At 34.3% G+C, this 22,408-nt stretch carries 13 protein-coding genes, 1 tRNA gene and 2 pseudogenes; 8 read left to right on the plus strand and 8 right to left on the minus strand.

Annotation, left to right across the window (positions count from 1 at the left end; all coding sequences use genetic code 11):
* Positions 1 to 125 precede the first annotated feature (125 nt).
* Positions 126 to 1,517, plus strand: coding sequence for a PTS ascorbate transporter subunit IIC (locus HXT27_RS04355; protein ID WP_422113098.1), 1,392 nt, complete (start codon positions 126 to 128; stop codon positions 1,515 to 1,517).
* A 266-nt stretch (positions 1,518 to 1,783) separates the two neighbouring features.
* Entirely contained in the window at positions 1,784 to 2,512 is a 729-nt protein-coding gene (locus HXT27_RS04360; protein WP_103042960.1) for a GntR family transcriptional regulator, read from the plus strand.
* A gap of 324 nt (positions 2,513 to 2,836) precedes the next feature.
* Here the strand turns inward: HXT27_RS04360 and HXT27_RS04365 are convergent.
* From HXT27_RS04365 to HXT27_RS04390, 6 genes and pseudogenes are all read right to left on the minus strand, one after another.
* Positions 2,837 to 2,927, minus strand: a tRNA-Leu gene (locus HXT27_RS04365).
* A gap of 64 nt (positions 2,928 to 2,991) precedes the next feature.
* A complete protein-coding gene (locus HXT27_RS04370) occupies positions 2,992 to 5,130 on the minus strand; it encodes an FAD-binding protein (RefSeq protein WP_103042961.1) in 2,139 nt (712 codons plus the stop codon).
* Between the two features lie 56 nt (positions 5,131 to 5,186).
* Entirely contained in the window at positions 5,187 to 7,142 is a 1,956-nt protein-coding gene (locus HXT27_RS04375; protein ID WP_103042962.1) for a DNA-processing protein DprA, read from the minus strand.
* Positions 7,143 to 7,331: 189 nt separating this feature from the next.
* Positions 7,332 to 7,631 (minus strand): annotated as a pseudogene (locus HXT27_RS04380) (ATP-binding protein); the annotation flags it as partial.
* 150 nt (positions 7,632 to 7,781) lie between these two features.
* Positions 7,782 to 9,164 (minus strand): annotated as a pseudogene (locus HXT27_RS04385) (YifB family Mg chelatase-like AAA ATPase); the annotation flags it as partial.
* Entirely contained in the window at positions 9,164 to 9,865 is a 702-nt protein-coding gene (locus HXT27_RS04390; protein ID WP_199172707.1) for a YraN family protein, read from the minus strand. The pseudogene HXT27_RS04385 and the gene HXT27_RS04390, both read right to left, overlap by 1 nt.
* 249 nt (positions 9,866 to 10,114) lie before the next feature.
* On the opposite strand from HXT27_RS04390, the gene HXT27_RS04395 reads away from it, so the two are divergent.
* From HXT27_RS04395 to HXT27_RS04410, 4 genes are all read left to right on the plus strand, one after another.
* The gene (locus tag HXT27_RS04395; protein WP_230955892.1) at positions 10,115 to 11,011 is read left to right on the plus strand and encodes an ABC transporter ATP-binding protein; all 897 of its coding nucleotides are present in this window, start codon (positions 10,115 to 10,117) and stop codon (positions 11,009 to 11,011) included.
* Between the two features lie 18 nt (positions 11,012 to 11,029).
* Complete coding sequence (locus tag HXT27_RS04400; RefSeq protein WP_075523257.1) at positions 11,030 to 13,720, plus strand: ABC transporter permease; 2,691 nt, start codon at positions 11,030 to 11,032, stop codon at positions 13,718 to 13,720.
* 526 nt (positions 13,721 to 14,246) lie between these two features.
* Complete coding sequence (locus HXT27_RS04405) at positions 14,247 to 14,714, plus strand: hypothetical protein (protein ID WP_422113099.1); 468 nt, start codon at positions 14,247 to 14,249, stop codon at positions 14,712 to 14,714.
* Positions 14,715 to 14,794: 80 nt separating this feature from the next.
* A complete protein-coding gene (locus HXT27_RS04410) occupies positions 14,795 to 16,096 on the plus strand; it encodes a hypothetical protein (protein ID WP_422113100.1) in 1,302 nt (433 codons plus the stop codon).
* Between the two features lie 303 nt (positions 16,097 to 16,399).
* On the opposite strand, the gene HXT27_RS04415 is transcribed toward HXT27_RS04410, so the two are convergent.
* Both HXT27_RS04415 and HXT27_RS04420 read right to left on the minus strand, forming a co-directional pair.
* Positions 16,400 to 17,101, minus strand: coding sequence for a response regulator (locus HXT27_RS04415; RefSeq protein ID WP_075523255.1), 702 nt, complete (start codon positions 17,099 to 17,101; stop codon positions 16,400 to 16,402).
* A gap of 17 nt (positions 17,102 to 17,118) precedes the next feature.
* Positions 17,119 to 19,809 carry a sensor histidine kinase gene (locus HXT27_RS04420; protein WP_103042965.1) on the minus strand — a complete coding sequence of 897 codons (2,691 nt, stop codon included), beginning with the start codon at positions 19,807 to 19,809 and terminating at the stop codon, positions 17,119 to 17,121.
* Positions 19,810 to 20,061: 252 nt separating this feature from the next.
* Here HXT27_RS04420 and HXT27_RS04425 point away from each other — a divergent pair, with 252 nt between their 5' ends.
* Together HXT27_RS04425 and proC are read left to right on the plus strand one after the other, a co-directional pair.
* Positions 20,062 to 21,441, plus strand: a complete 1,380-nt coding sequence (locus tag HXT27_RS04425) for an alpha/beta fold hydrolase (RefSeq protein ID WP_103042966.1) — start codon at positions 20,062 to 20,064, stop codon at positions 21,439 to 21,441.
* A gap of 131 nt (positions 21,442 to 21,572) precedes the next feature.
* Positions 21,573 to 22,376, plus strand: a complete 804-nt coding sequence (gene proC / locus HXT27_RS04430; RefSeq protein WP_103042967.1) for a pyrroline-5-carboxylate reductase — start codon at positions 21,573 to 21,575, stop codon at positions 22,374 to 22,376.
* The last annotated feature ends 32 nt before the right edge of the window (positions 22,377 to 22,408 follow it).

A 22,408-nucleotide genomic window follows, 5' to 3' on the forward strand; every position in this document is an offset into this window, starting at 1 on the left:
TTATTGATTCTGTTTTGCATTAGATTTGCTAAACAGAATATATCGTCATTTATTATGCAAAGTTTCGTTCAACTTCGTTATTGTTAGCAGGCTCAATATTTATTTATAAATATAAGGAGTGAACCGTGAACGGTGTTCTATCTGTGTTGCTTGACATTTTTCGACAGCCAGCAGTAATTGTTGCGTTAATATCTATGATTGGCCTAATCGCACAGCGTAAGAAAATATCAGATATTTTGCAAGGTTCTATTCGTACATTAGTTGGTTTCTTAGTATTAGCTGCAGGATCTGGAGTTATAACAGATTCGTTAGCTCCTTTTGGAAGTATGTTCCAGCATGCTTTTAGAGTACAAGGTGTTGTACCTAATAATGAAGCGATTATTGGTACTGTATTGTTGAAATATGGTTCAGAGTCTGCTCTTATATTCTTCTTCGGAATGATTGTAAATATTGTTTTATCTATAACTTCTCGTTTTAAGTTCATTTACTTAACTGGTCATGTTGCATTTTATATGGCTAGTATGCTTGCTGTTATATTTAATGTATCTGGATTTGCAATGTGGGAAGTATTGTTGTGGGGCTCTATTGCTCAAGGCTTATTTATAACTATTTCTCCTGCTATTGTTCAGCCTTTTATGACAAAAGCTGCCGGTAAAGACGATGTTGCTTTAGGTCATCCTGCATCTGCTGGAGTTGCATTAGGAGCAATAATTGCTCGACTTACTTCTTCTAAAAAGAAGCCATCTAAGTCGACTGAAGATATTAAGTTCCCTTCTGCTTTAGGTTTCTTGCGCGATACTACAGTTCTTATAACAATTTCAATGGCAATAATTTATGTTGTAGTAGCTTTATTTGCTGGTTCTCAATATATTGAAAGTCAATTATCTCATGGTCAAAACTTTATTATATTTGTAGTTCTTAAAGCTGCAACGTTCTCTGCAGGCGTGTTTATTATTCTTGCAGGAGTTAAGGTTGTTTTAGATGAAATAGTGCCTGCTTTTAAAGGTATTTCTGAAAAGTTAGTTAAGAACGCAAAACCAGCTTTAGATGCTCCAATGACTTTTGGTTTTGCTCCTAATGCGGTTCTTATCGGATTCTTGTCAAGCTTTGTTGGTGGTCTTCTTGGAATGATTATTATGATAGTTTCTGGCTCAACAGTTGTAATACCTGGAATTGTTGCACATTTTATGGCTGGTGGAGTTGCAGGAGTTTTCGGAAATGGACAAGGCGGACGCAGAGGTTGCGTAATAGCATCTTTCGTAAATGGTATTTTTATCACGTTCTTACCTTTGTTGCTTTTGCCAGTGCTTGGCGATTTAGGTTCTGTAAATTCAACGTATTCTGATGCTGATTATGGAGTTACTGGTGTAGCTCTTGGATATGCTAATGTTTTTGGCGGTCGTGCTATCTTAGTTACTTCTGTAATCGTTTCAGTAATAATTTTCTATGTTGTTTCTTTTATTACGGCTCGCTGCAAAGTAGAAAATAATATCGAAAAAGTTGTTTTAGAATCGTAAATTATTTCATAAGATTTTCATATTGCTTGAATAAGTATCCGTAACTTTGATACTATTGATTCACATAGTAATAAACAAAAGCCGTTGTTACTGTTTTGATTGTATAGCGTTATTTTGCGCTTATGATTATTATTGTGGCAACGGTTTATTGTAGTATTGTGAAGCAATTAAGAAGATTTTAACTTTTAAGATTGTTAGATTTTAGATTTATTGTTATTGCAAAGGCTCTGTTTACTGTATTTGATTAAACATTGGAGAGTGATGTCATGCCTGATGGAGTGCCAAAATATATAGCAGTTCGAGATAATCTTCGTCAGCGCATAGATTCTATGAATCCCGAAGAACAGTTGCCTCCAGAGGTTGAGCTTTGCAAACAATATAATGTTAGTCGTATTACGCTCAGGCATGCTGTTGATAGTTTGATATTAGAAGGTTTGCTTGTTCGAGAGCAGGGTAGAGGTACTTTCAGAGCTAAAGGGATAATAAATAGCCAAAATAGGGAATTTATTTCTGATCGTATACAAGGATTTTATCGCGAAAGTGGTTCTTCTAGTTGTTCTATTAAATATAAGGTTTTGGAAAATAATGTTATAAATGATGAAGAAGCTGCTTTACAATTAGGCTTGAATGCTAATGATGATCTTATTTGTTTAAAGCGATTGCGCTATGTTGATAATATTTTATCTCATTACAGCACAGTGTATTTAAATGCTTCTCGTTTTCCTAAGATTTTAACGCATGATTTTTCTGAATCTTCTTTAGCTGATTTTCTTTTTAGTACGTATGCAATATCTCTTGCTGAAAATGAGATTTCAGTTCACGTTGAAAAACTTTGTAATCGAATGTCTGAAGTTTTAGAAGTTGACGAAGGCACTCCTGCTCTTGTTGCTCAATCTGTTGTAAAAGATAAGTTTGGAACTATTATCGCTTTTTGTGTAGCTGTTTATACTCCGAATTATGGAGATATACATTTCCATTTGCACTCAATCAATTAGTTTTTGGGTATTGCTCGAATTTATTGATATTTTGGATTAAATCTTGATATCTTGATGTTTGCTGTGATATCTTTGGCTGATTACTTTGTTATCTCGTTTGTTTGCTCTGTTTTGCATTGCTCTGTTTTGCGCGTGACTTTAATGTTTAATTTTGCGTGATACTTAGGATTCTTACATAATTTACGCTTAATTTATGGCATTTAATCGTTGCATATGCATAAAGAAAAAATAAAATCACAGAATTTTGCACATTATTTACAAATTTAGCCTATTTTTAAGGTGTAAAAATAGGCTAAAAATGTTGATATATCAGCTCTCGCTGTATGGTGTCCGGAGCGGGAGTTGAACCCGCACGCCTGTAACAAATAGGCACTAGCACCTCAAGCTAGCGCGTCTACCATTCCGCCACCCGGACGTATTTTAGGCAACAGATAGAACTATAACACCTTTTTGTGAACTTTGCTTCGGCGTGTTGCAAATTATTTGATATTTTGAAGAATAATTTTAGTTGCATCTATATTCGGTTGAAAATCAATAATATTGACAGGTTTGTTATATATTTTATTTTGATTGTCAATAAAAGAATGCTGCGGAAGAATTGCGTTATTGTGATTAGGGTAGTCGAGCCTAGTGAAAGATCCGCGTGATTCGTGGCGATTTAACGAAGCGTAAAGTATTGCTTTAGAAAGAGTAATCATATTTTGTAATTCGTATATTGTTGTCATTTCTTGGTTGAATATAAGAGAAGTGTCGCGTGGTTTTAATTCTCTCGCGCTTTTTTCAATTTCGCTAATTGAATTTAATGCTTCAAGAATTGTTTTTTCACTACATCTAACAGCAATAGCATGTTCCATTACTTTCCCTAATTGTGTGAATAAGGCATAAGGATTACTTTCTGTGCTTTGTTCTGTGTTTTCTACTGTGTTATTTATTGTTTTATCTTTTGTTTCGCTAAGCATATGACGAATTATATTTGCTCGCTTAAATGTAAGATTTTTAAGTATTTCATTAGATGATTTATTTATTTCATGAGTATTTTCAGTATTTTCAGTATTTTCAGTTTCAAAATTTATATTATTTAGCTCATTGTTTGTTTGCGTGTTTGTTTGCGTGTTTGTTTGCGTGTTTGTTTGTAAGTAGTTGTCATTTGAGTTGTCATTTGAGTTGTCACTAGTGTTGTAACTAGAGTTGTCATTTAAGTTGTCAGTCGTGTTGTTTTGCAAGTTATTTTTAGAGTCAATTTGTGAAGTTTTTATTGAATTTGCTATTGATATTCCAGCTTTCGTTCCAAAAAGACAAGCTTCTAGTAAAGAATTTCCCCCAAGTCTATTTGCTCCATGCACTCCAACGCATGAGCATTCTCCAGATGCATATAATCCTTGTATAACTGATTTTTGATTTCCATCCCACTTATATACTTCTCCGTTTAAGCTAATCGGGATTCCTCCCATAGTGTAATGTGCTGTTGGCTTTATTGGTATGAAATAATGAGATGGATCGTAATTGCCGTATTTTTCTATTGTTTCAAGAACTTGCGGTAAAACTTCTTTCATATGATCTTTTTGTATATTCGTCATATCTAGCCATACGCAATCTTTTGATAAGTTATCGCTATGAGTATCTTCTACGCCTCTGCCTGCATCTATTTCTGAAATAATCGCTCTGCTTACTACATCTCTTGGTGCTAAGTCTGAGTGTATGGAATCGTAATTTTTCATGAATGCTTCATTTTTAGAATTGCGTAATATTCCTCCTTCGGATCTAGCTGCTTCAGAAATCAATATTCCTGTGTGAGATAATCCTGTTGGATGGAATTGTATGAATTCGCAATCTTCTAGTTGTAATCCGGCTTTTAGTGCTAAAGCCATTCCATCGCCTGTTAAATCCCATGAATTTGATGTTGTACTAAAAAGTCTTCCTGCTCCGCCAGTTGCAATCAATAATGATTTAGTAGATATAGATAGAATGTTGCCATTTGATTCATTGTATGCAACAATGCCTTCAACTCTATTTGACTCGTGATTTATTGCAATATCCGTTACATAGCATTCTTCTGCAAAATTAATATTTTCAGCTACGCATTGTTGCCATAGACTATACAATATTTGATGTCCTATTCTATCTGCAGCATATGCTGCACGACGAATCGGTTTTTGACCGAATTTAGAAGTGTGTCCGCCAAAATTTCGTTGAGCTATGTGTCCATCGTTTGTGCGACTAAAAGCAACTCCATAGTGTTCTAGTTGTATAACTGTTTTTGATGCTTCTTTTGCTAGTATTTTTGCAGCATCTTGGTCACTAAGCCAATCTCCTCCGTGAACAGTATCGTAATAATGCCATTGCCAATAGTCTTGATCAATATTGCTTAAACTTGCAGCTATTCCGCCTTCTGCAGATCCTGTATGTGCTCTTAAAGCTTGTAATTTAGATATAACAAGTACAGATGGTTTTTTGCCATTTTCTGTTAGTTTTTTATATGAATCTGACTTTACTATTCCAATAGCTGCAGAAAGTCCTGCTGCTCCTGATCCAATAATCACAACATCGTATTGCAATGATTTAATATTTGGATATGAACTTTTATTTGTAGTTGATTGTTCGCTAAGAGTTGATGGCATAGTTCTATTTTCTCACAATATTGAATTATTTATAGCAAAATATTCTAGATTTAACGTCAGGATTTCTTTGTTAGTATTAAGCTATCGTTGTATCTTTTAATAAAACCATTTATTTCGAGCATAGTTATTATTCCAGAAAATTCTGCAATAGATGGCATTGAGTTTAGAATTGCTGTTGAGTCTGGCATAGCTGTTGAGTCTTGCTGTGTTTCAATTTCAGAATCTGTTGTTGATTTACTTTTCTCAAATCTATTTTCTTTTCCTTTTATTATTTCTAAAGTTGTGTTGTATATTGCATCCATATTTGCAATCATGTGACGTTTTTTGCATAGTTTGATTGCGTGCAAAATATAATTTTGTAAATTATTATTTATAGATTCTTCAAAATAGTTTTCTTCATTGTTTTTTGTTTCTTTCTTGAAATTAGATTCACAATTATTTATCAATTCGCTATTGCAAGACTTTGTGTGGTTGTTTGTGTGGCTGTTTGTGTCATTATTGATTTTCTTATGCGAGTTCATGTTTGTATCATTGCTACTGTCATAGCAGTATTTTGCCTTAAAAGTCTTATTTTTAATTGAATCTTCTAGTTTTGCTTTATGCTTATTCGGGTATATAGATTCAATATCTCCAAAAGAACATATCATAATAGCTTTTCCATCGCTAATTAGCTCATTGCATCCTGTGTTATGCGGACTAGTAATATCTCCAGGTATTGCATATAGTTCACGATTTAGATTTGTTGCCCAGCAAGCAGTGTTAAGTGCACCAGATCTAATTCGAGCTTGAGCTACTATAACTTTAGAAGCGAGTGCTGCAATAATACGATTTCTTATTAAAAATCTTCTAGCAATCGGTGTTGTATTTGGGCATAATTCGCTTATACATGCTCCACCATTTGTGATTATTTTTTTAAAAAGATTTGCATTAGAGCTAGGACCAATATTATTTAGTCCTCCTGCAAATACAGCAATTGTTGATCCAGAAGGAGTTGATTGTGATTCGCAAACTTCGCGTGATTCTAATGAGCCCCAATGTGCTGCTGCATCGATTCCCATAGCTCCTCCAGATATTACTGTATGACCTCTTAATGAGCTTTCGTACGCTAATCTTCTTGCTATTTCATGTCCATAATCATCGCATCCTCTTGATCCAACGATTGCTATAGGATGATTGCATTGTATTAAAGCTCCAGGGTTTCCTAATCCCCATAAGCATAGTGGTGGAGCCCATCTTCCATGTAGTGCCAAGTCTTGAAGTTGAATTGGCCAATAAGAGCTGCTTGGAGAAATAATCCATTGAGTTTTGTTCATTGTAAACCATGAAGTTAGTTGCTGAATATTCCATGATGGTAAATGACTTAATCTCATACACCATTTTATAATTGAGCGATGTAAAGTTGAAGTTAAGCCTTGAGTATTGTTGTATCCCCATGATGAAAGTCCTTGTAAAAAGTATTGTTCTAAAACATTAGTATGAGGATTGCTTTCAATTATCTTAATAAATTCTTTATTTGAGTTTTTATCTGTAGAAGAATCGTAATTTTTACATATTTGTGTTTCGTGTTTATATATCTTTGATTCATCATTATTTATATTCTGTTTGCTATTTTCTAAGCTTGTATTGGATTTCGTTATTTGAGTTTCGTCTAGTATAAGTTTCAATTGTTTATTGTCGTTTTTATGTGTAGATTCGTATTTTTCGCATAAAATTGCTGTAATCATACGTAATTTTTGCACTATTGCGCAAGCGTTTGGTGCTCCAAGTATTAAAGCATACATAATCGCATCTGCTCCATCTAAGCAGAATGTCAATATTGCTCTTGATAACGTTTCTGCGTCAATTTCATAAAGATCATTTGAACTTGATTCTTTTACTTCGCTTAAATTATCTGTCTGACTATTGTTATTATTTTGTTTAACGCAAAAATTGTTTTCATTTAATGATTCTTTTGTGGTATTTTCTGTTTTTTGCACCCTTGTGCGTAAATTATTTATTTTATAAGTGTTCATATTTTTTCCTTGTTTTTAAATGTATTGTTGTAGATACTTTTGCTGTATCATTCAGTTTGCGTCTACATGTTTGTGTCTAGCAGAAACGCTTTCGATGACGACTGTTTTGCCGTTTAGTTTCAATGTTTGTTTTTGCATGTTTTGTTTTTGTAAGTTTTGTTTTGGCTGTTTTCGCTGTTCTGTTTTTACTTATATTCTTGTTCTTAAGCTAATTGCTTGAGCCATATCTGTTACGTCAGGCGAAACGTGACCTGCAATATCTGCAAGAGTCCATGCAAGTCTTAATGCTCTATCTGCTCCTCGTAAACTCAATTGATGTTTTTCTAGAGCGTTATTTACAAGCATTAAAGCATGTTTTGAAGTATATTTTCTTAGCCATGTACCAGAAGCTTGTGCGTTGCAATTCCAGCCTTGTTTGACGAATCTAACTTGTGCTATTCGTCTAGCTGTTGTAACATTTTTCCGCATCATTGCACTAGTTAGTATAGGCTTTCCATTGTAGAGAGCATTATTGTTTAAGTTATTTTGTTTTATATAACTTTGCTGTTCTAATTTATTAGTTTCATAATTATTTTTCTCATTATTGCTTAAATTAGAATTGTCAACGTTTGATCTTATATCGCGCGTATTTTGTGGAATTATTATTCTTTCAACTGGTGGCACATCCATTTGAATATCAATTCGATCTAAAATTGGTCCTGAAAGCCTAGAAAAATAGCGTATTCTGTCTTTCTCTTTGCACGTGCATCTTTCGCCGTTTCCATATGCATATCCACAAGGGCAAGGATTTGCTGCAATTATAAGTTGGAATTTTGCAGGATAAAAAGTAGTTCCTTTAGATCTCGATACTGCTATGAATCCAGATTCCAAAGGTTCTCGCAATGTTTGTAAAACTCGTGGTGAAAATTCTGGTGCTTCATCCATGAAAAGAACTCCACAATGTGCGCGTGTAATAATTCCAGGTTTTGCGATTCCTGTTCCTCCTCCTATAAGAGAAGCAGATGAAGAAGTGTGGTGAGGTGCTTCGAAAGGCGGTATGTCACTAATTCCGTAATATGGTAAAGTTCCGCATAAAGATCTTATAGATGCTACTTCTATCTGCTCTTTTTCATTAAGAGGGCACATTATTCCAGGCATGCGTGAAGCGAGCATAGTTTTTCCAGATCCTGGAGGTCCAATCATCATAACATGATGTCCTCCTGCTGCTGCAACTTGCAAAGCCCATTTTGTGTGTTCTTGTCCAAGAACTTCAGACATATCTCCAATAGAGTGTTGTATGTCTGATTCTAAAATTGATTTTTGCGCTGATGTGTGTTTTTGCTCAGCTTTTTTCTGATTTTCAGTATCATTTTTATTGCTATAGTCGAAATTATTACTATTATTTTCGCCTCTATTGAAATTTTTGTTGCAGCGCTCGCTTACTTGTATGTGCTCATATGAAGAGTTTCCAGTTGCTTGTAATGCGCGTTCTCTGTTTAATTGTGCATATTTTCTATTCTTAGAATCAAGTTTTCCATGAAGTTCATCAACTAAATCAAGAATATGTTTTATTCCAATTGCATCGATGCCGTCTACTAAATTAGCTTCATCAAGATTTGCTTGTGGGATAATCATCCTTTTTATTCCCATTTCTTGAGCAAATAAAGATATTGGTAGTAATCCGTTAATTGGAAGAACTGTTCCATCTAAGTTAAGTTCTCCTAAAATAACAGTATTGTCTAAAGATTGTAGAGGAATAATACCTTTAGCGCTTAAAATGCTTGATGCAATTGCTAAATCATATGAAGATCCGCTTTTAGGCATAGAAGCTGGTGAAAGATTGACTGTTATTCGTGATTCCGGCCAATCGCAATGCAATGATTGATAAGCTGATTTTACTCTTTCTCTTGCTTCGCTAAGTGAAGTATCTGGTAATCCGATAATAGAAAAAGCTGGAAGACCTGGGGATATGAATGATTGTATTTGTATTGTAAATGCTTTAAGACCTATAAGACCTACAGATAACGCGTTTCCGATTGTCATTAGAATGCTCCTTGAACGTGTTTGAATTGAATATTTTCTTCTATTGATTCATTGTTTTCGTAAAATTTCTTTTTGTTACTGATGCTGCTGGTGCTTGTGATGCAAGGGATTTCGTTAGTAGTGCTTGTGTTTTTACTTGTGATGCTTGTGTCTGCGTTAGTGATGTAAGGGATTTCGCTTATAACAGCGTTTTCTTTTATAATTTTTGTGTTATTTGCATTGTTGTTCACGTTTTTCGTTGCAATTGTTATAGATATTGCATCGAATCTTGTGATGTAGTGGCAAATTTTTGAGCCATTTTCTTGTAACCATTTCATAGCAGTTTTGCGCGTTTTTACACATTTTTTATAAGTTATTGCTTCCATTGGTGTTCCGCATTTAATGCTTCTTCTGGTTTTTACTTCTACAAAAACTAATATTTTTTGAGGAGTTATCATCACAATATCTAATTCGCCAAATCGGCAATGCCAGTTTCGATCTAGAAGTATCCATCCTTTTTGCATAAGTTTTAACGTTGCGTATGATTCTCCTAGAGCGCCAATTTTCTTGCTATCTTTTTCTTCGCACATAGATTTTGCTGTGTGCGAGAGTTGGTTTGAAATATACTTTTCCCAATTGTCGAGTTCATAGTTTGCTGAGTTGCTAGCATAATATGATTCGCAATCTGTGTTTGTTTCATAATCGTAATGTGTTTCTTCCATGTTGTTATTTCATCAATGAAAATCGAAGAAATCCAGTTTTTTGAATCTATGTGGTCAGAAGTTCTTTAACGGCGTGTTGTGTTTAAAATCAATAATTAAAATTTCAAATCATACTTAAGTTTGAGTTAAATTTTTTTATTTAATAAATTTCAATCTTTAGAACGATATCAATTCATAATAATTTACTTTAAGTTTGATTATTAGCAATAGGTTTACTATGCAATCAATTAAATCTATAAAGGAGCTGGAATGGATAGTGAATATGGACAAAATTCATATGCGAATAATACGTATGAATTTGGAATTGATGCAAAAGATAATAGATTTACTTCAAATAATATTGATTCGGAGCTAATTGGTGAAACAGCAGTTGCAGCTTTGCATGTTGTAAAAGATTTCGGAAAGGGTGCAGGTATTGTTCACGCTTTGCGCGATGTAAGCGTTAGCTTTGAGCGTGGTAAATTTACTGCAATTATGGGCCCGTCTGGCTCTGGTAAATCAACTTTAATGCATGCTTTAGCTGGTCTTGACAGCGTTAATTTCGGAAAAGTTTTAGTTGATGGCTTAGATATTACAACCATGAATGACAAACAGCTTACGCTTATGCGTCGTGAAATGGTTGGTTTTATTTTCCAAAGTTTTAATCTTCTTCCAATGTTTGACGCTGAGCAAAATATTCTTATGCCTCTTACTTTGGCAGGCAAAAAGCCAGATAAGCAATGGTTTAACACTTTGGTTTTAACTCTTGGCTTGCAAGATCGTTTAAAGCACAGGCCTGCTGAGCTTTCTGGTGGTCAGCGTCAGAGAGTTGCAATTGCTAGAGCTTTGATTTCTAAGCCTTCCGTAGTTTTTGCAGACGAGCCTACTGGTAATCTCGATTCTGCTTCTAGTTCAGAAGTTTTGCGTTTCTTGAAGAAGTCTGTAACTGAGTTTGGTCAAACTGTGATTATGGTTACGCATGATGCAGTTGCAGCGTCTTATGCAGATCGAGCAATCGTATTTGCAGATGGTCAAATCGTTGAAGACGTGCAAAATCCTACTGCACAAGGCATGAGCAAGATGCTTATGGAGCGAAGTGAAGAGCCTAGCGTATACGTAAATTCTGATGCATCTTCTAATTCTTATAATTCTGCTCAATTGCAATAACAAGGTGGTGAAGTTAGAATGTGGAAAATTGCACTAAAACTTATGCGTAAAAGCGTACGCATGCTAATCGCCTCTGGAATTGCAATTCTTATAGGCAGCATGTTTATGAGCGCTACTTTGCTTTTTGCAAATAGTGTTGACGACTTGGTTGTTCGCAATGCAACAGAAGAATTTGGTAGTGCAAATTATGCAATCTCATTTAAAAATCCTAACAGTTCTCCAAGTAGTGAAATTCATTACAAAGACCTTCATCTAGATGAAATATCGAAGATGCCTGGTGTTAATGGCATTCGCAGTGATGACGCGACTGCGCTTGTAAAAGTAGAAAAAGGTGATAAATCAGTTACGAGTATTGCTTGGTCTAGTGGTTTGTATGGAAATCTTCCTGTTTATAAATCAACAGAAGGTAGGGATCCACAAAAAATAGGCGAAATTACGCTTATTAAAAGTATTGCTAAATCAATACATGCAAACGTTGGCGATACTATAACTTTGGTTAAAGTAGATGACACTGGCGGAGATAAAGAAAAATCGTACGATGTTCGTGTGGTTGGTCTTGTAGACGATGGAGAACATTCTCAAATACCAACTTCATATCGCGGTACGTATCTTGGTGGCGTAACGAATGATTTTTGTGCAAAACTCAATAATCTTAAGAATTTTGACAATCAAGTTGTGCAAAGCAAAGTATACATGAGTATTGATGAATCTAAAATAAACGATTTATCTCATAAGATTAACGCTTTGCTTCCAGAGCAATTCTCACTTATGTCTAGGCATGAAGTTGGTGTAAGAGCTGTTCGAAATATTTCCAACGGCACTAATTTTATAACTATGTTCCTTATGTCGTTTGGTGTTTTAGCTCTGCTGGTTTCTTCTCTTGTTATTGCAAACACGTTCCAAGTATTAGTTGCACAGCGTAGGAGAACTCTTGCACTTTTGCGCGTGATTGGCGCACAATCGCATCAGCTTTATGCAGCAGTTTTACTTGAAGCTGCAATACTTGGAGTTATTTCTGCTTCTATTGGCGTGCTTTGTGCAATTGGATTTATGGGCGCAATTAGTAACGTGAATATTAATTCTGGACCATTATCTAAGATTCCTTTGATTGTTTCACTTCCTGCGATTGTATGGCCAATAGTAATTGGCGCAATTGTAACAGTTCTTGCTTCTATGAGTGCTGCTCGTTCTGCTACAAAAGTAACTCCGATGGAAGCGTTGCGTCCAATGGATTTGATTAAAGATAAGCGAGCAAGTATTCTTCGTGCTGTTTTCGGAGTGATATTTATTGTTGCTGGTATTTTAGCTACAGCTTTAAGTATTAATATTTTAGCAAGCATGCTTGCTGGGAGGTCAGTTAATGCTGGTTCGAACTCTTGGATGACTTTGCTTGGAGCGATTTTTGGATGCTCGCTTGTGTTCATTGGTATTGTTATTACTGCAACATTCTGGATGCCGTTTGCTATGAGAGCAACTGGCGCAGTTATGGCACTTTGTGGGCCTTCATCTAAAGTTGCTAACGCAAACGTACAGCGAAATCCTAGAAGAGTTGCAGCGACTGGAACTGCTTTGCTTATTGGTGTAACGCTTGTTTCAACAGTTGTAACTGGCGCAATTTGCGGTAAAGCAACTCTTAAAGGTGTTGTTGACGATCGTTACAGTGTTGACATTATTGTTCAAGGTAAGAATGTTGATGAGTCTTTAGCTGCTGACATTTCAAAGATTAGTGGAATAAAGCATACTGAGTTGCTTCCTGCAGTTCCTATGACTTTTAAGAATGCTAAAGGTGAAACTGAATACACTCTGGTAGCTGGAGTTGATAATGTAGATCAACTTCGAAATGTAATGCACACTGATCTCGATGGCGTTAATATAAACAAGGATTCTGTGCTTTTACCTAAGCCTGATGAAGGTGAAGAACCTTTTGATCTTAAAAAGGGAAGTCTTAATTTGCAAGCTTACGTAGAAAAGTACAATTCTAATGACGATAATAATGATAATTTTACGCCATTTACTGGCATGAATACGGATTCTAGTAACAATAATAAGAGTATTACTGTAAAGCAAGTTCAGTTTAAGAAGTATCGAAATGTTTCAGTAGATTCAAACAATACTTCTTTTGTTAGCAAATCTTACTTCAATAACTACCTTAAGCCTACAACGCATATTCTGCTCATTTCGCTGAATTCTAGAAATGCGAATCTTATAGATATTGTTAAAAATATTCGAAATGTTACATCTAACTATGCGGAAGTTATGTCTACAGGAAGCGTGTTTGAGCGAGCGATGTGGGAGAGTGCTATTGATACAATGATGATGCTTCTCGTTGGCTTAATAGCAGTAGCTGTTGTGATTGCTTTAATAGGCGTTGCAAACACGCTAAGCTTGTCTGTTATTGAGCGAACTAAAGAATCTGCAACTTTGCGTGCAATAGGCATGACAAGGGGACAGGTTAGGAGATCTCTTGCGATGGAAGCAACATTGATTTCACTAACAAGCACTGTTTCTGGCTTGATTGTTGGAACAGTGTTTGGATGGATTGGATCCTACATGGTGTTTAGCGTAATTGGCAAAGTTCCGTTTGTAATTGATTGGACTATTTACGCGGTTCTCGCTCTAATTGCTTTGTTTGCAGCGCTTCTTTCCAGTGTGCTTCCAGCTCGTAGAGCAGTTAAGTCTTCGCCTGTTGTTGCTCTTGCAGACGAATAGTATTTACAGTAATTAAAGGGTTATAGGCATCTTGGTCTATAACCCTTTAATTATGCATATTTTTAACTAAATGATATTACTTTATTCAGCAGCTGCTGCAGCGGAATAAACAATGTATACAATAATTAAATAAAATATGTGCAATGAAAAATATTAAGTAATTTCTCATAGTGGCTGAAAATTTTATGTAGCTAAAACGTTTAAAGTAGTGCTGACATGTTTAATCACATGTTGGCATTATTTTTTTCTGTTAAGATTTCGACACGCAGAGTGTAAGCGGTTTTAATTTGTAAAAAAGTAAGTATTGTTTACGAATAACATTCAACATAGTGTATATTTATCCACTGTATAATCAAGTTTTTCAGTATATTCTTGAATTTGTTATGTTTAATATACGTAATCAATTTGTTAACAGGAAATATTCCGTATCTTTTGACTTGTTTTTGTATTTATTACTTTGTTATGCTCAGATTGACTGCTGACATAAGTTAGACATGAAGGCCGCTACGAGCAAGGAGTAGAAAATATGGTAACGGTCAATAAAAAATCTGCCGCAGTAATCGCAGGATTGTTGTTGTCTTTGCAAAGTCCAATGCCAGCATGGGCTAAAGATGCAGCGAACGAAGTAAAAGATAATACTCTTACGGTATCAGAGACGACTGTTAATGCGTCTACTGAAAATAAATTATTGCAAGTTGAGCATAACATTGAAGAATTAAAGTCCAAAATTGATGAGCAAACTAAAAATCTTGAAGATGTAGTCAATAAATTAAATAAGACTATAGAGGAAATTCAGACTCTAACAAAAGGTATTGCACAAAGACAAAAAGAACTTGATGGAATAAAGAAAGTTATTGGAACTGATTTAGCTCAAGCACAAGCTGCTATAAAAGATCTTAAGAAGCAAAAGCAGCGAAAAGAAGCAGAACTTAAAAATCTTGAAATTCAAAAGAACAGTCTAAAGATAATTATGAAAAATCAAAAAATGAATTAGATTCTCTTATTTCTCTTGAGAGTGAAGAATCTTCTAAGAAAGATTCATACGAGAAAATATATAAAAACTATGAGAATAAGATGCAGGTTCTTAATTCAGACATTAAAGTTCTTTCTGAAGAAATAGAAAAGGATAGAGCTGCTCTGCTAAAACTTATTGCTAAAGTAGATGAAGCTTCGAAATCATTGGATGATGCAGAGCATCAAGATAATGCAGATTATGATAAATTGCGTTCTGATCTTGAAAATGCTGAAAAAGAGTTTAATTCTTTAAATCAGGAAATTGGTGTAAAGAAGCTTAAGCTTAGCGATATGAATTCTACTTTGAATCAGCTTGAGCCTAAGTTTAATGAAGCTGTAAAGTCGTTCGAAGAGCAATCTAAGCAGCTTGAAAGTATTAAGCAAGATTTAGAAATTGCAAAACAAGATACAGAAGATAAGCTTAAAGATTTGAATGATAAGACTAGTTCTATTGAAAACATTAAAGAAGAGCTTTCTGCAATAGAAGTAGATATCAACAGTTATGAGCTTTCTTATAATGAATCTGAAAGAAATAAAAAGATTGATGGTTTGCAAACAAATATTGCTGTACTTAAAGATCTTCTAAAAAATTTACAAACTCAAAAAGAAAACGGTGAAACAGCAAAGAATAATTTAGAAGATACTTTGAAGGATCTTAAGAATCAGCATAGTCTTGCATTAGCTGAACTTGAAGCTTTGAAAGCTTACAAAGCGGAAAATAAGAAGAAGAGCTCTGAAAGTGGCTCTACTTCATCTGTTCCTAAAAGAAATAATTCTGATTCTCAAACACAATCTAATGAATCTGAAAGAAGAATTGCTCCTAATAATCCGCAATCTTCTGTAAATTCAAAAGATAATTCTGATTCTTCGGGAGCGCCTTCTAAAAAGCATTCTGGAACTTCTTCTGAAACTCCTTCCGAAGCGCCTTCAAGTGAAACTAAAGAAACTTCTTCTAATCGTGTTAATAAAGTAGAAGAATCTGTTAAAGTAGTTAGCAAATCTAAAGAAGAAAAACCGGTTAAAGCAGCAGTAGTTCGTGTGTCTAAATCTTCGAGTAAATCGAATGATTCAGCAAGTAAAGCTCAATCGCATACGAATACTAATTCGAACAATTCTTCTAAAAATGGTAATTCTTCTGACTCTCAGGTTCCAGAATCAAATGCTAAAGAAGTTGAAAGCACTGAAGGAAGTGAAGAAGTTAAAGAAAAAGAGCCTGTTGCTAGAGATAAATCGCATACTGAAGCAAGCTCTGTAAGAGAGAATAAGGTTGCTGAAAATATAATTTTGGCTGTTGTAGCGCTTGTTGCTTTTGCAGGTATTGCAGCTACTGGTGTTACTGTTATGCGTCATCGACGTAAGTAATAAGTACAGCAGAATCGAAATATTATGTAGCTTCTTTAAGCTTATATCACAGTTTGTGACTAGAAAGAGGTTGAAATTGCATAGTGCATTTCAACCTCTTTTGAATTTAGTAATATGTATTCTTATCTAATAGATAATGATAAAAGAATTGAGTTTTGAATGTTGCATTATTACTAAAACTATTGAGCAGATATGAAGATAAGTAAGATAAGTAAGATACACGCTTAAAAAATACTTATAAATAAGTTTTATAATAAATCGTAAAATTAAACTTATTGCAAGAATAAGATTAAAAGTATAAATTTAATGTTTAATTAAATTATTTTCGTATGCATAAACAACTGCTTGAACTCGATCTCTAGCATTTATTTTAGATAGAATATGCGCTACGTGTGTTTTAACTGTTGGTAGTCCAATGAATAATTTGCTTGCAATTTCTTGATTCGATAATCCGTGTGCAAGTTCTATTAAAACTTCTAATTCGCGATCAGTTAATTCTGATACTTTAGTATTCGTTATATTTTGTGAATTTTTATCGTTATTATTTGAATAATTGCTTGAATTATGTTCCATCATATTTTCAATCAAGCGTTTAGTTGCACTAGGTGCAATAATTGCATTCCCTTGATAAACAGTTCTTATTGAATTAAGTAATGTTTCTGGTTCTGTATCTTTAAGTAAAAATCCTGATGCTCCAGCATGAATTGCAGCCATAACATATTCGTCAAGATCAAAAGTTGTTAGAATAATAATTCGAGTATTTACGCTTATTTTTTGTTGCAAAATCTTACGAGTTGCTTCTAAGCCATCCATGCTTGGCATTCTAACATCCATTAAAATAATATCTGGTTTCTCAATTTCTGAAAGCTTAACCATTTGCTCGCCGCTGTTAGCTTGAGCTACAACGCGCATATCTTTTTGTGAGTTGATTACCATTGCAAAGCCAGCGCGTACTAGCTCTTGATCATCTGCGATTGCTATGCGAATTATTCCAATGTTTTCCATAATTTAATAGTATCAAGTTATTGTTGCTTATTTTCAATACTGTGTTGAATTTGTTCATCAATAGAAGATGCAGGATGTAATACTAGTTTATTGTTTTTTGAATTGTGAACATTTGTATTTTTATTTATTGCTTCATCGCTAGAGCCGGTTTCTCGTAAAATTCCAAGCAAATTTCGCATATATTTAAGAGCTGAGCGACCTTCGCTACCAATATTTTTGAATGCTTTTTCAATATCTTCTTTTTGTTGATCTATGTCATTTGAAGGTTGCAAATTGTTGTTTTTGTTGTTTTTGTTGTTGGCTTCTATATTGTTGTTGTTATCTATATTTGTGTTGTTGTCTTCGTTGTTGTTTTCGTTATCTTCTGTATTCTCGTTGTTTTTTGCTTTTTCGTATTCGTTTAGCATTGAAATTCCATTATTTGCAGCGTTTATAACTCTGTGCAATGTAACAGAAACTTCTTGTTGAATATTTGCGCTAATACGTTGTCTTTCTGCGTTAGCAATAAGAGTTTGTAATTGTTGTTGTTCTTTTTCTAATTCAATTTTTCTAGTTTTAAGAAGTAACAAGTTATTATTGTCATTTCGCTTATAGTATGCAAAAGCAATCACAATAAATAAAACTATAGAAAGTAAAAATCCTATAATAAGTCCAATTGCTATAATTTGCGTGAAATCATAAAAATTGGAAATATTATACTTAGAATCGAAAAATTGGAACAGAGTTACGTTCATTGTAAATTTTCGCGAAGAAATAGCAGTTTTTATGCCGAAAATAGTGCATTCAACAAGAGTGGCTGCGCTAACCCATTTCCATGTGTTCTTTTTCCCATATAGAACTGATGCATAGATAATAGCAGGCACAGTTAAGTTTGCATAAATAATATTTTGTAAGAAAATCAATTGTAATGCAGAACAAATTGAAACAATTATAGCGCATGCTGTTGGAGCTTTTCGCCGAAACATCATAGGAACTATAGTTGTTAGTGTAAATACTCTATACATTATATTAACGAAAATTGTATTGCAATTATCGTAAGGTACTGTATTTCCTAGAATTGAATCGTATGTTGGAATTATAAGGAAAAGTATGAGCCATGGAGAGTAACAAATAATATCTCCTATAAGCCAGTGTTGTTGCATCCATTGAGATATTTTTTCAATATTATTTTCTGATCTAACTTTTTTACTATTAAATCCTTTTCCTGTATCTTTTATATTTTTTATATTTTGCTCACTATTTTCTATTAAAGTTTGTGTTTCATTTTTATTAGTATTTTCTATATTGATAGGATTTGTTTTTAAGTTTGAACTAGTTGCTTCAATTCGTGAGCTTGAGTGTTTTATTTCTGATATTCTATTACCTAATAATTTTAGTGTCGCTTTATCGTTTTGATAAGAATATGGTATGAAAGCAATAATATTAAATGATCCATCTTCTAGTTTTCCGGAAGTTAATTTACCGTTTATGCGCTCAAGTCGTTCTTTCATTCCGATTAAGCCATATCCGTGTTTTGTTTTTGAGTTGATATTTTGAGAAGATTCTGATCCATTTTTATTTATTTCATTGTTAATTATTAAAGTTAAGCCTTTAAGATCCCATTGTTCATGAATTTTAACTCTAACGCTATCTCCAGCATGCTTTCGTATATTACTAAGTGCTTCTTGTATAACTCTATAAGCTACGGCTTGCGCTTGTGAATCAAGCATGTTTGAAGAGTTTTTCCCATCGACAGTATGCCAAAAAATATTATTTGGAGATGCAACTCTAGCTTGCTCAATAAGTGAAGATATTTCAGAGTAATTATCTTCATGTGAAGAAGTTTCGCTTAATGCTTTTAGCATTTTCTTCATATCGTTAATTGCTCGTTCTGCTTCATTTTTAATTATGATCATAGTTTTTTTAGCAAGAGGAATATCGTGTGACGCAGCATATCTTCCGCCATCTGATTGCACTATGATAATCGAAAGCGTATGTGCAACTATATCGTGCATCTCTCTAGCAATTCTTGCACGCTCAGAAGTGACGGTAATATGTTGCCAGTGTTTGCGATTAGCTAAAATAGTTGCATTATTTTCTTGCAAAAGTTTAATAAAATGCAAGCTTGAGCGTTGCCAATAACCAATAATAACTGTGATAGTAGTTGCTATAATTGCAAAAATTACTGAAGGTAGCGCGAAATTCAAAATAATTGATGTGCACACAGCTGGATGGTTTGCTGAAGGATTATAAATTTTGCAAGCGTATATTATTCCTTTACTTGCTTTTCCTGAAAATGATCCTATTACGATTGACCAAGATATTGAAATAGCAGACAAAATAGTAGTTATATAAGCAGCAATAACAAATGCTCTAGAATGTTCAGGTTTTCCTCTTGAAATAACGTTAGAAAGTAAAATAAATCCTAGAAAATCATCAAAAAGTAGAGAAGGTCCTAAAAGCAAGTGGATTATGCAAACGCAAATAAATATAATAGCTACTTGGCTTGGCCATATTTTACGCACGCATATCAGTGATGCAATAACAATTCTAACTATTATGACAGTTACTATACTTCCTTGTGTTATAAGACCATCAATTCTATTCCAAGGATATTTAAACATTGTAAAAGATATAAAAATAATGAATATACTACAAATCAAATCTTTTATTGTTATTTCATTTCTTAAGCGATTCATTGCATTTCGTAGTGCATGCTGTATATTCATATCTACTAGGCTAATGCATAGTTCTTTATAGAACAATCGAACTTTAGTATGATTTGCGATTTTTAGCATTTTTGATTTTGTGTTTTTGTTGAATGATTTCGTATATTCGCATGATTTTGTGTTTTATTCTAATAGAGTAAAATATAGTAAATTCGTAGTTAATTTCACATTGATAGATTATTTGTTAGTAGAATATGTCTTATAGTTATCTATAGTTTCGCTTAAGAATTTTGTGTAGAAAGGCGAGTTGTCATGACTTTATTAACACATTATTACGTACCAGGGTTATACGTAGAAGAACGTGCTATAGATGTGCCTCTTGATTGGGAAGGAAATACTCCAGGAGATCAAGTTAAAGGTGAAACAATTCGTCTATTTTGTAGAGTTATTACTTCTCCGCAGCACGCGCATGACGATTTGCCGTTGCTTGTGTTCTTGCAAGGAGGACCTGGTGGGCAGTGCCCTCGTCCTCTTTCACCTTCTAGTGATGGTTGGATTGAAGAAGCTGTTAAACATTTTAGAATAGTTTTGCCTGATCAGCGTGGAGTTGGTCGCTCTTCTAGAGTTGATGCTTCAACTATGAAACGTATGGCTGCTGACGGTGTTAGTGTTGAACATCAAGCTTGGTATTTGAAGCGTTTCTTAGCTGATTCTATTGTTCGTGATTTTGAGCATTTGCGTATTAGTGAATTTGATGCTAAGCCTTGGGTTTCATTAGGGCAAAGTTATGGTGGATTCTTAACTCTTACTTATCTATCGCTATTCCCACAAGGTCTAATCGCTAGTTTCACAACTGGCGGTATTCCTCATGTTCCAGCTAATGCTCGCGAAGTATATGAACATACATTCCCTCGTATGGCCACAAAAACAGAGCAATTCTATGAGAGATATCCGCAAGATGTTGCTAGAGTTGCTGCTATTGCAGATAGAATTTCGCAAGGAGATGTAGTTCTTCCTAATGGTGAAAATCTTACTGTTGAAAGATTACAAACCTTAGGCTCGTCTTTTGGTATGAAACCGAGTTTTGAGAGAATTCATTGGGTGCTCGATTCTGCTTTTTCTGATGCAGATGGTTCTCTTAAAGCATTTAAACATAGTGGTGGTTCTATCAGTGGTTCTCTAAGTGATGAATTCCTGTATTCAATCATGGATGAAACTTCTTCTAGTCCTCTTTATTGGCCTCTTCAGGAGTTTATTTACGCTGATGGTGAATTAGATAATCCTATTCGTTGGGCAGCTCAACAAGTTCGCGACTCTATGCCTGAATTTTCTTGTTCTGCTCGTCCTCTTCTTTTTACTGGGGAAGCTGTATTCCCTTGGATGTTTGATCAAGAACTTGCGTTAAGTCCGTTTAAGCCTGCTGTTGATAGTATGATGGAAGATAAAAAATTTGGAAAGATTTATGATGAGGAACAATTATCTAATAATGAAGTTCCTCTGCAAGCAGCTGTTTATTTCGATGATTTGTATGTTGATTCTGGATTGCAATTAGATACGTTGTCGCGTATATCTAATTCACATTATTGGACTACAAATGAATTTGAGCATGATGGTGTTCATGGTTCTAAAGTATTTCGTCATTTGTTAGATGAAGCTAGAGATAGGGGAGATTTACAAGCTTTATATAAGTAAGCTAATGATTTATTATAATGATCTATTATTAGTAATCTTGAATAGTGATTTAGATTCGCAGTTCATGTATTGTAAATAATCATGCGTGAAAATAGGAAAATTGGTCAAATTTAGATGGGATTTTATTGGAAATGAGTTCTGATTTCGTTGCAACAGTAGGATTTATTGGATATGGAAATATGGCGCAAGCAATTGCAAAAGGACTAACTAAGTCTGGTGTTAATGCTTCAAATATTGTTGCATGTGCTGCACATTATGAGAAATTAGAACGTAATTGTTCTTTGCTTGGCATACGTCCTATGCGTAGCGCTTTAGAAGTATGCCAAGTAAGTGATGTGATTATTATTGCAATAAAGCCTCATCTGATTGAGTCTGTGCTCTTGCCTCTTTCTGATTTGATTGTTAAACGCGGCATTGCAATAATCTCAGTTGCTGCTGGTTGGAATTTAGAGCGTTATAAAGAAGTTCTTGGGAATGCTGCAAATGTTCAATGCATTATTCCTAATACACCTATTGCTGTTTGCAATGGAGTAACTTTAGCTGAATCTACAAATAGTCTAACGAAAGAGCAAATAAAAATGTTTAATGCTCTTTTTGAACCTATATCTCTAATAGAGTATGTTGATGCAAAAGATATGAATATTGCTATGTGTGTTTCTAGTTGTGCTCCTGCTTTTACGTCAATGTATATGGAAGCGTTAGCAGATGCAGGCGTAAAGTACGGATTGAAACGTGATTGTGCTTATCGTCTAGCAGCTAAAATGATTGAAGGAGTTGGAGCATTGTATATGGATTCTCGAATGCATCCAGGAGAGATGAAAGATTCTGTATGTTCTCCAGGAGGAACCACTATTCGTGGTGTTGCAGAATTAGAATCTCGTGGTTTTAGAGGAGATGTGATTGCTGCTATAGATGCTATTGAAAAAAATAAATAGTCGAATTGTAAAGTAAATTAGTATTAGTAAAT

The organism is Gardnerella bivia (assembly GCF_049262715.1).
Classification (GTDB): domain Bacteria; phylum Actinomycetota; class Actinomycetes; order Actinomycetales; family Bifidobacteriaceae; genus Bifidobacterium; species Bifidobacterium vaginale_A.

Excerpts from the sequence above, each read along its gene's own strand:
- HXT27_RS04360 (WP_103042960.1), top strand. The coding sequence starts at position 1,784 with ATGCCTGATGGAGTGCCAAAATATATAGCAGTTCGAGATAATCTTCGT.
- HXT27_RS04395 (WP_230955892.1), top strand. The coding sequence starts at position 10,115 with ATGGATAGTGAATATGGACAAAATTCATATGCGAATAATACGTATGAA.
- HXT27_RS04375 (WP_103042962.1), bottom strand. The coding sequence starts at position 7,142 with ATGAACACTTATAAAATAAATAATTTACGCACAAGGGTGCAAAAAACA.
- HXT27_RS04390 (WP_199172707.1), bottom strand. The coding sequence starts at position 9,865 with ATGGAAGAAACACATTACGATTATGAAACAAACACAGATTGCGAATCA.
- HXT27_RS04410 (WP_422113100.1), top strand. The coding sequence starts at position 14,795 with ATGCAGGTTCTTAATTCAGACATTAAAGTTCTTTCTGAAGAAATAGAA.
- HXT27_RS04420 (WP_103042965.1), bottom strand. The coding sequence starts at position 19,809 with ATGAATATACAGCATGCACTACGAAATGCAATGAATCGCTTAAGAAAT.
- HXT27_RS04400 (WP_075523257.1), top strand. The coding sequence starts at position 11,030 with ATGTGGAAAATTGCACTAAAACTTATGCGTAAAAGCGTACGCATGCTA.
- HXT27_RS04415 (WP_075523255.1), bottom strand. The coding sequence starts at position 17,101 with ATGGAAAACATTGGAATAATTCGCATAGCAATCGCAGATGATCAAGAG.
- HXT27_RS04425 (WP_103042966.1), top strand. The coding sequence starts at position 20,062 with ATGACTTTATTAACACATTATTACGTACCAGGGTTATACGTAGAAGAA.
- HXT27_RS04405 (WP_422113099.1), top strand. The coding sequence starts at position 14,247 with ATGGTAACGGTCAATAAAAAATCTGCCGCAGTAATCGCAGGATTGTTG.
- proC (WP_103042967.1), top strand. The coding sequence starts at position 21,573 with ATGAGTTCTGATTTCGTTGCAACAGTAGGATTTATTGGATATGGAAAT.
- HXT27_RS04370 (WP_103042961.1), bottom strand. The coding sequence starts at position 5,130 with ATGCCATCAACTCTTAGCGAACAATCAACTACAAATAAAAGTTCATAT.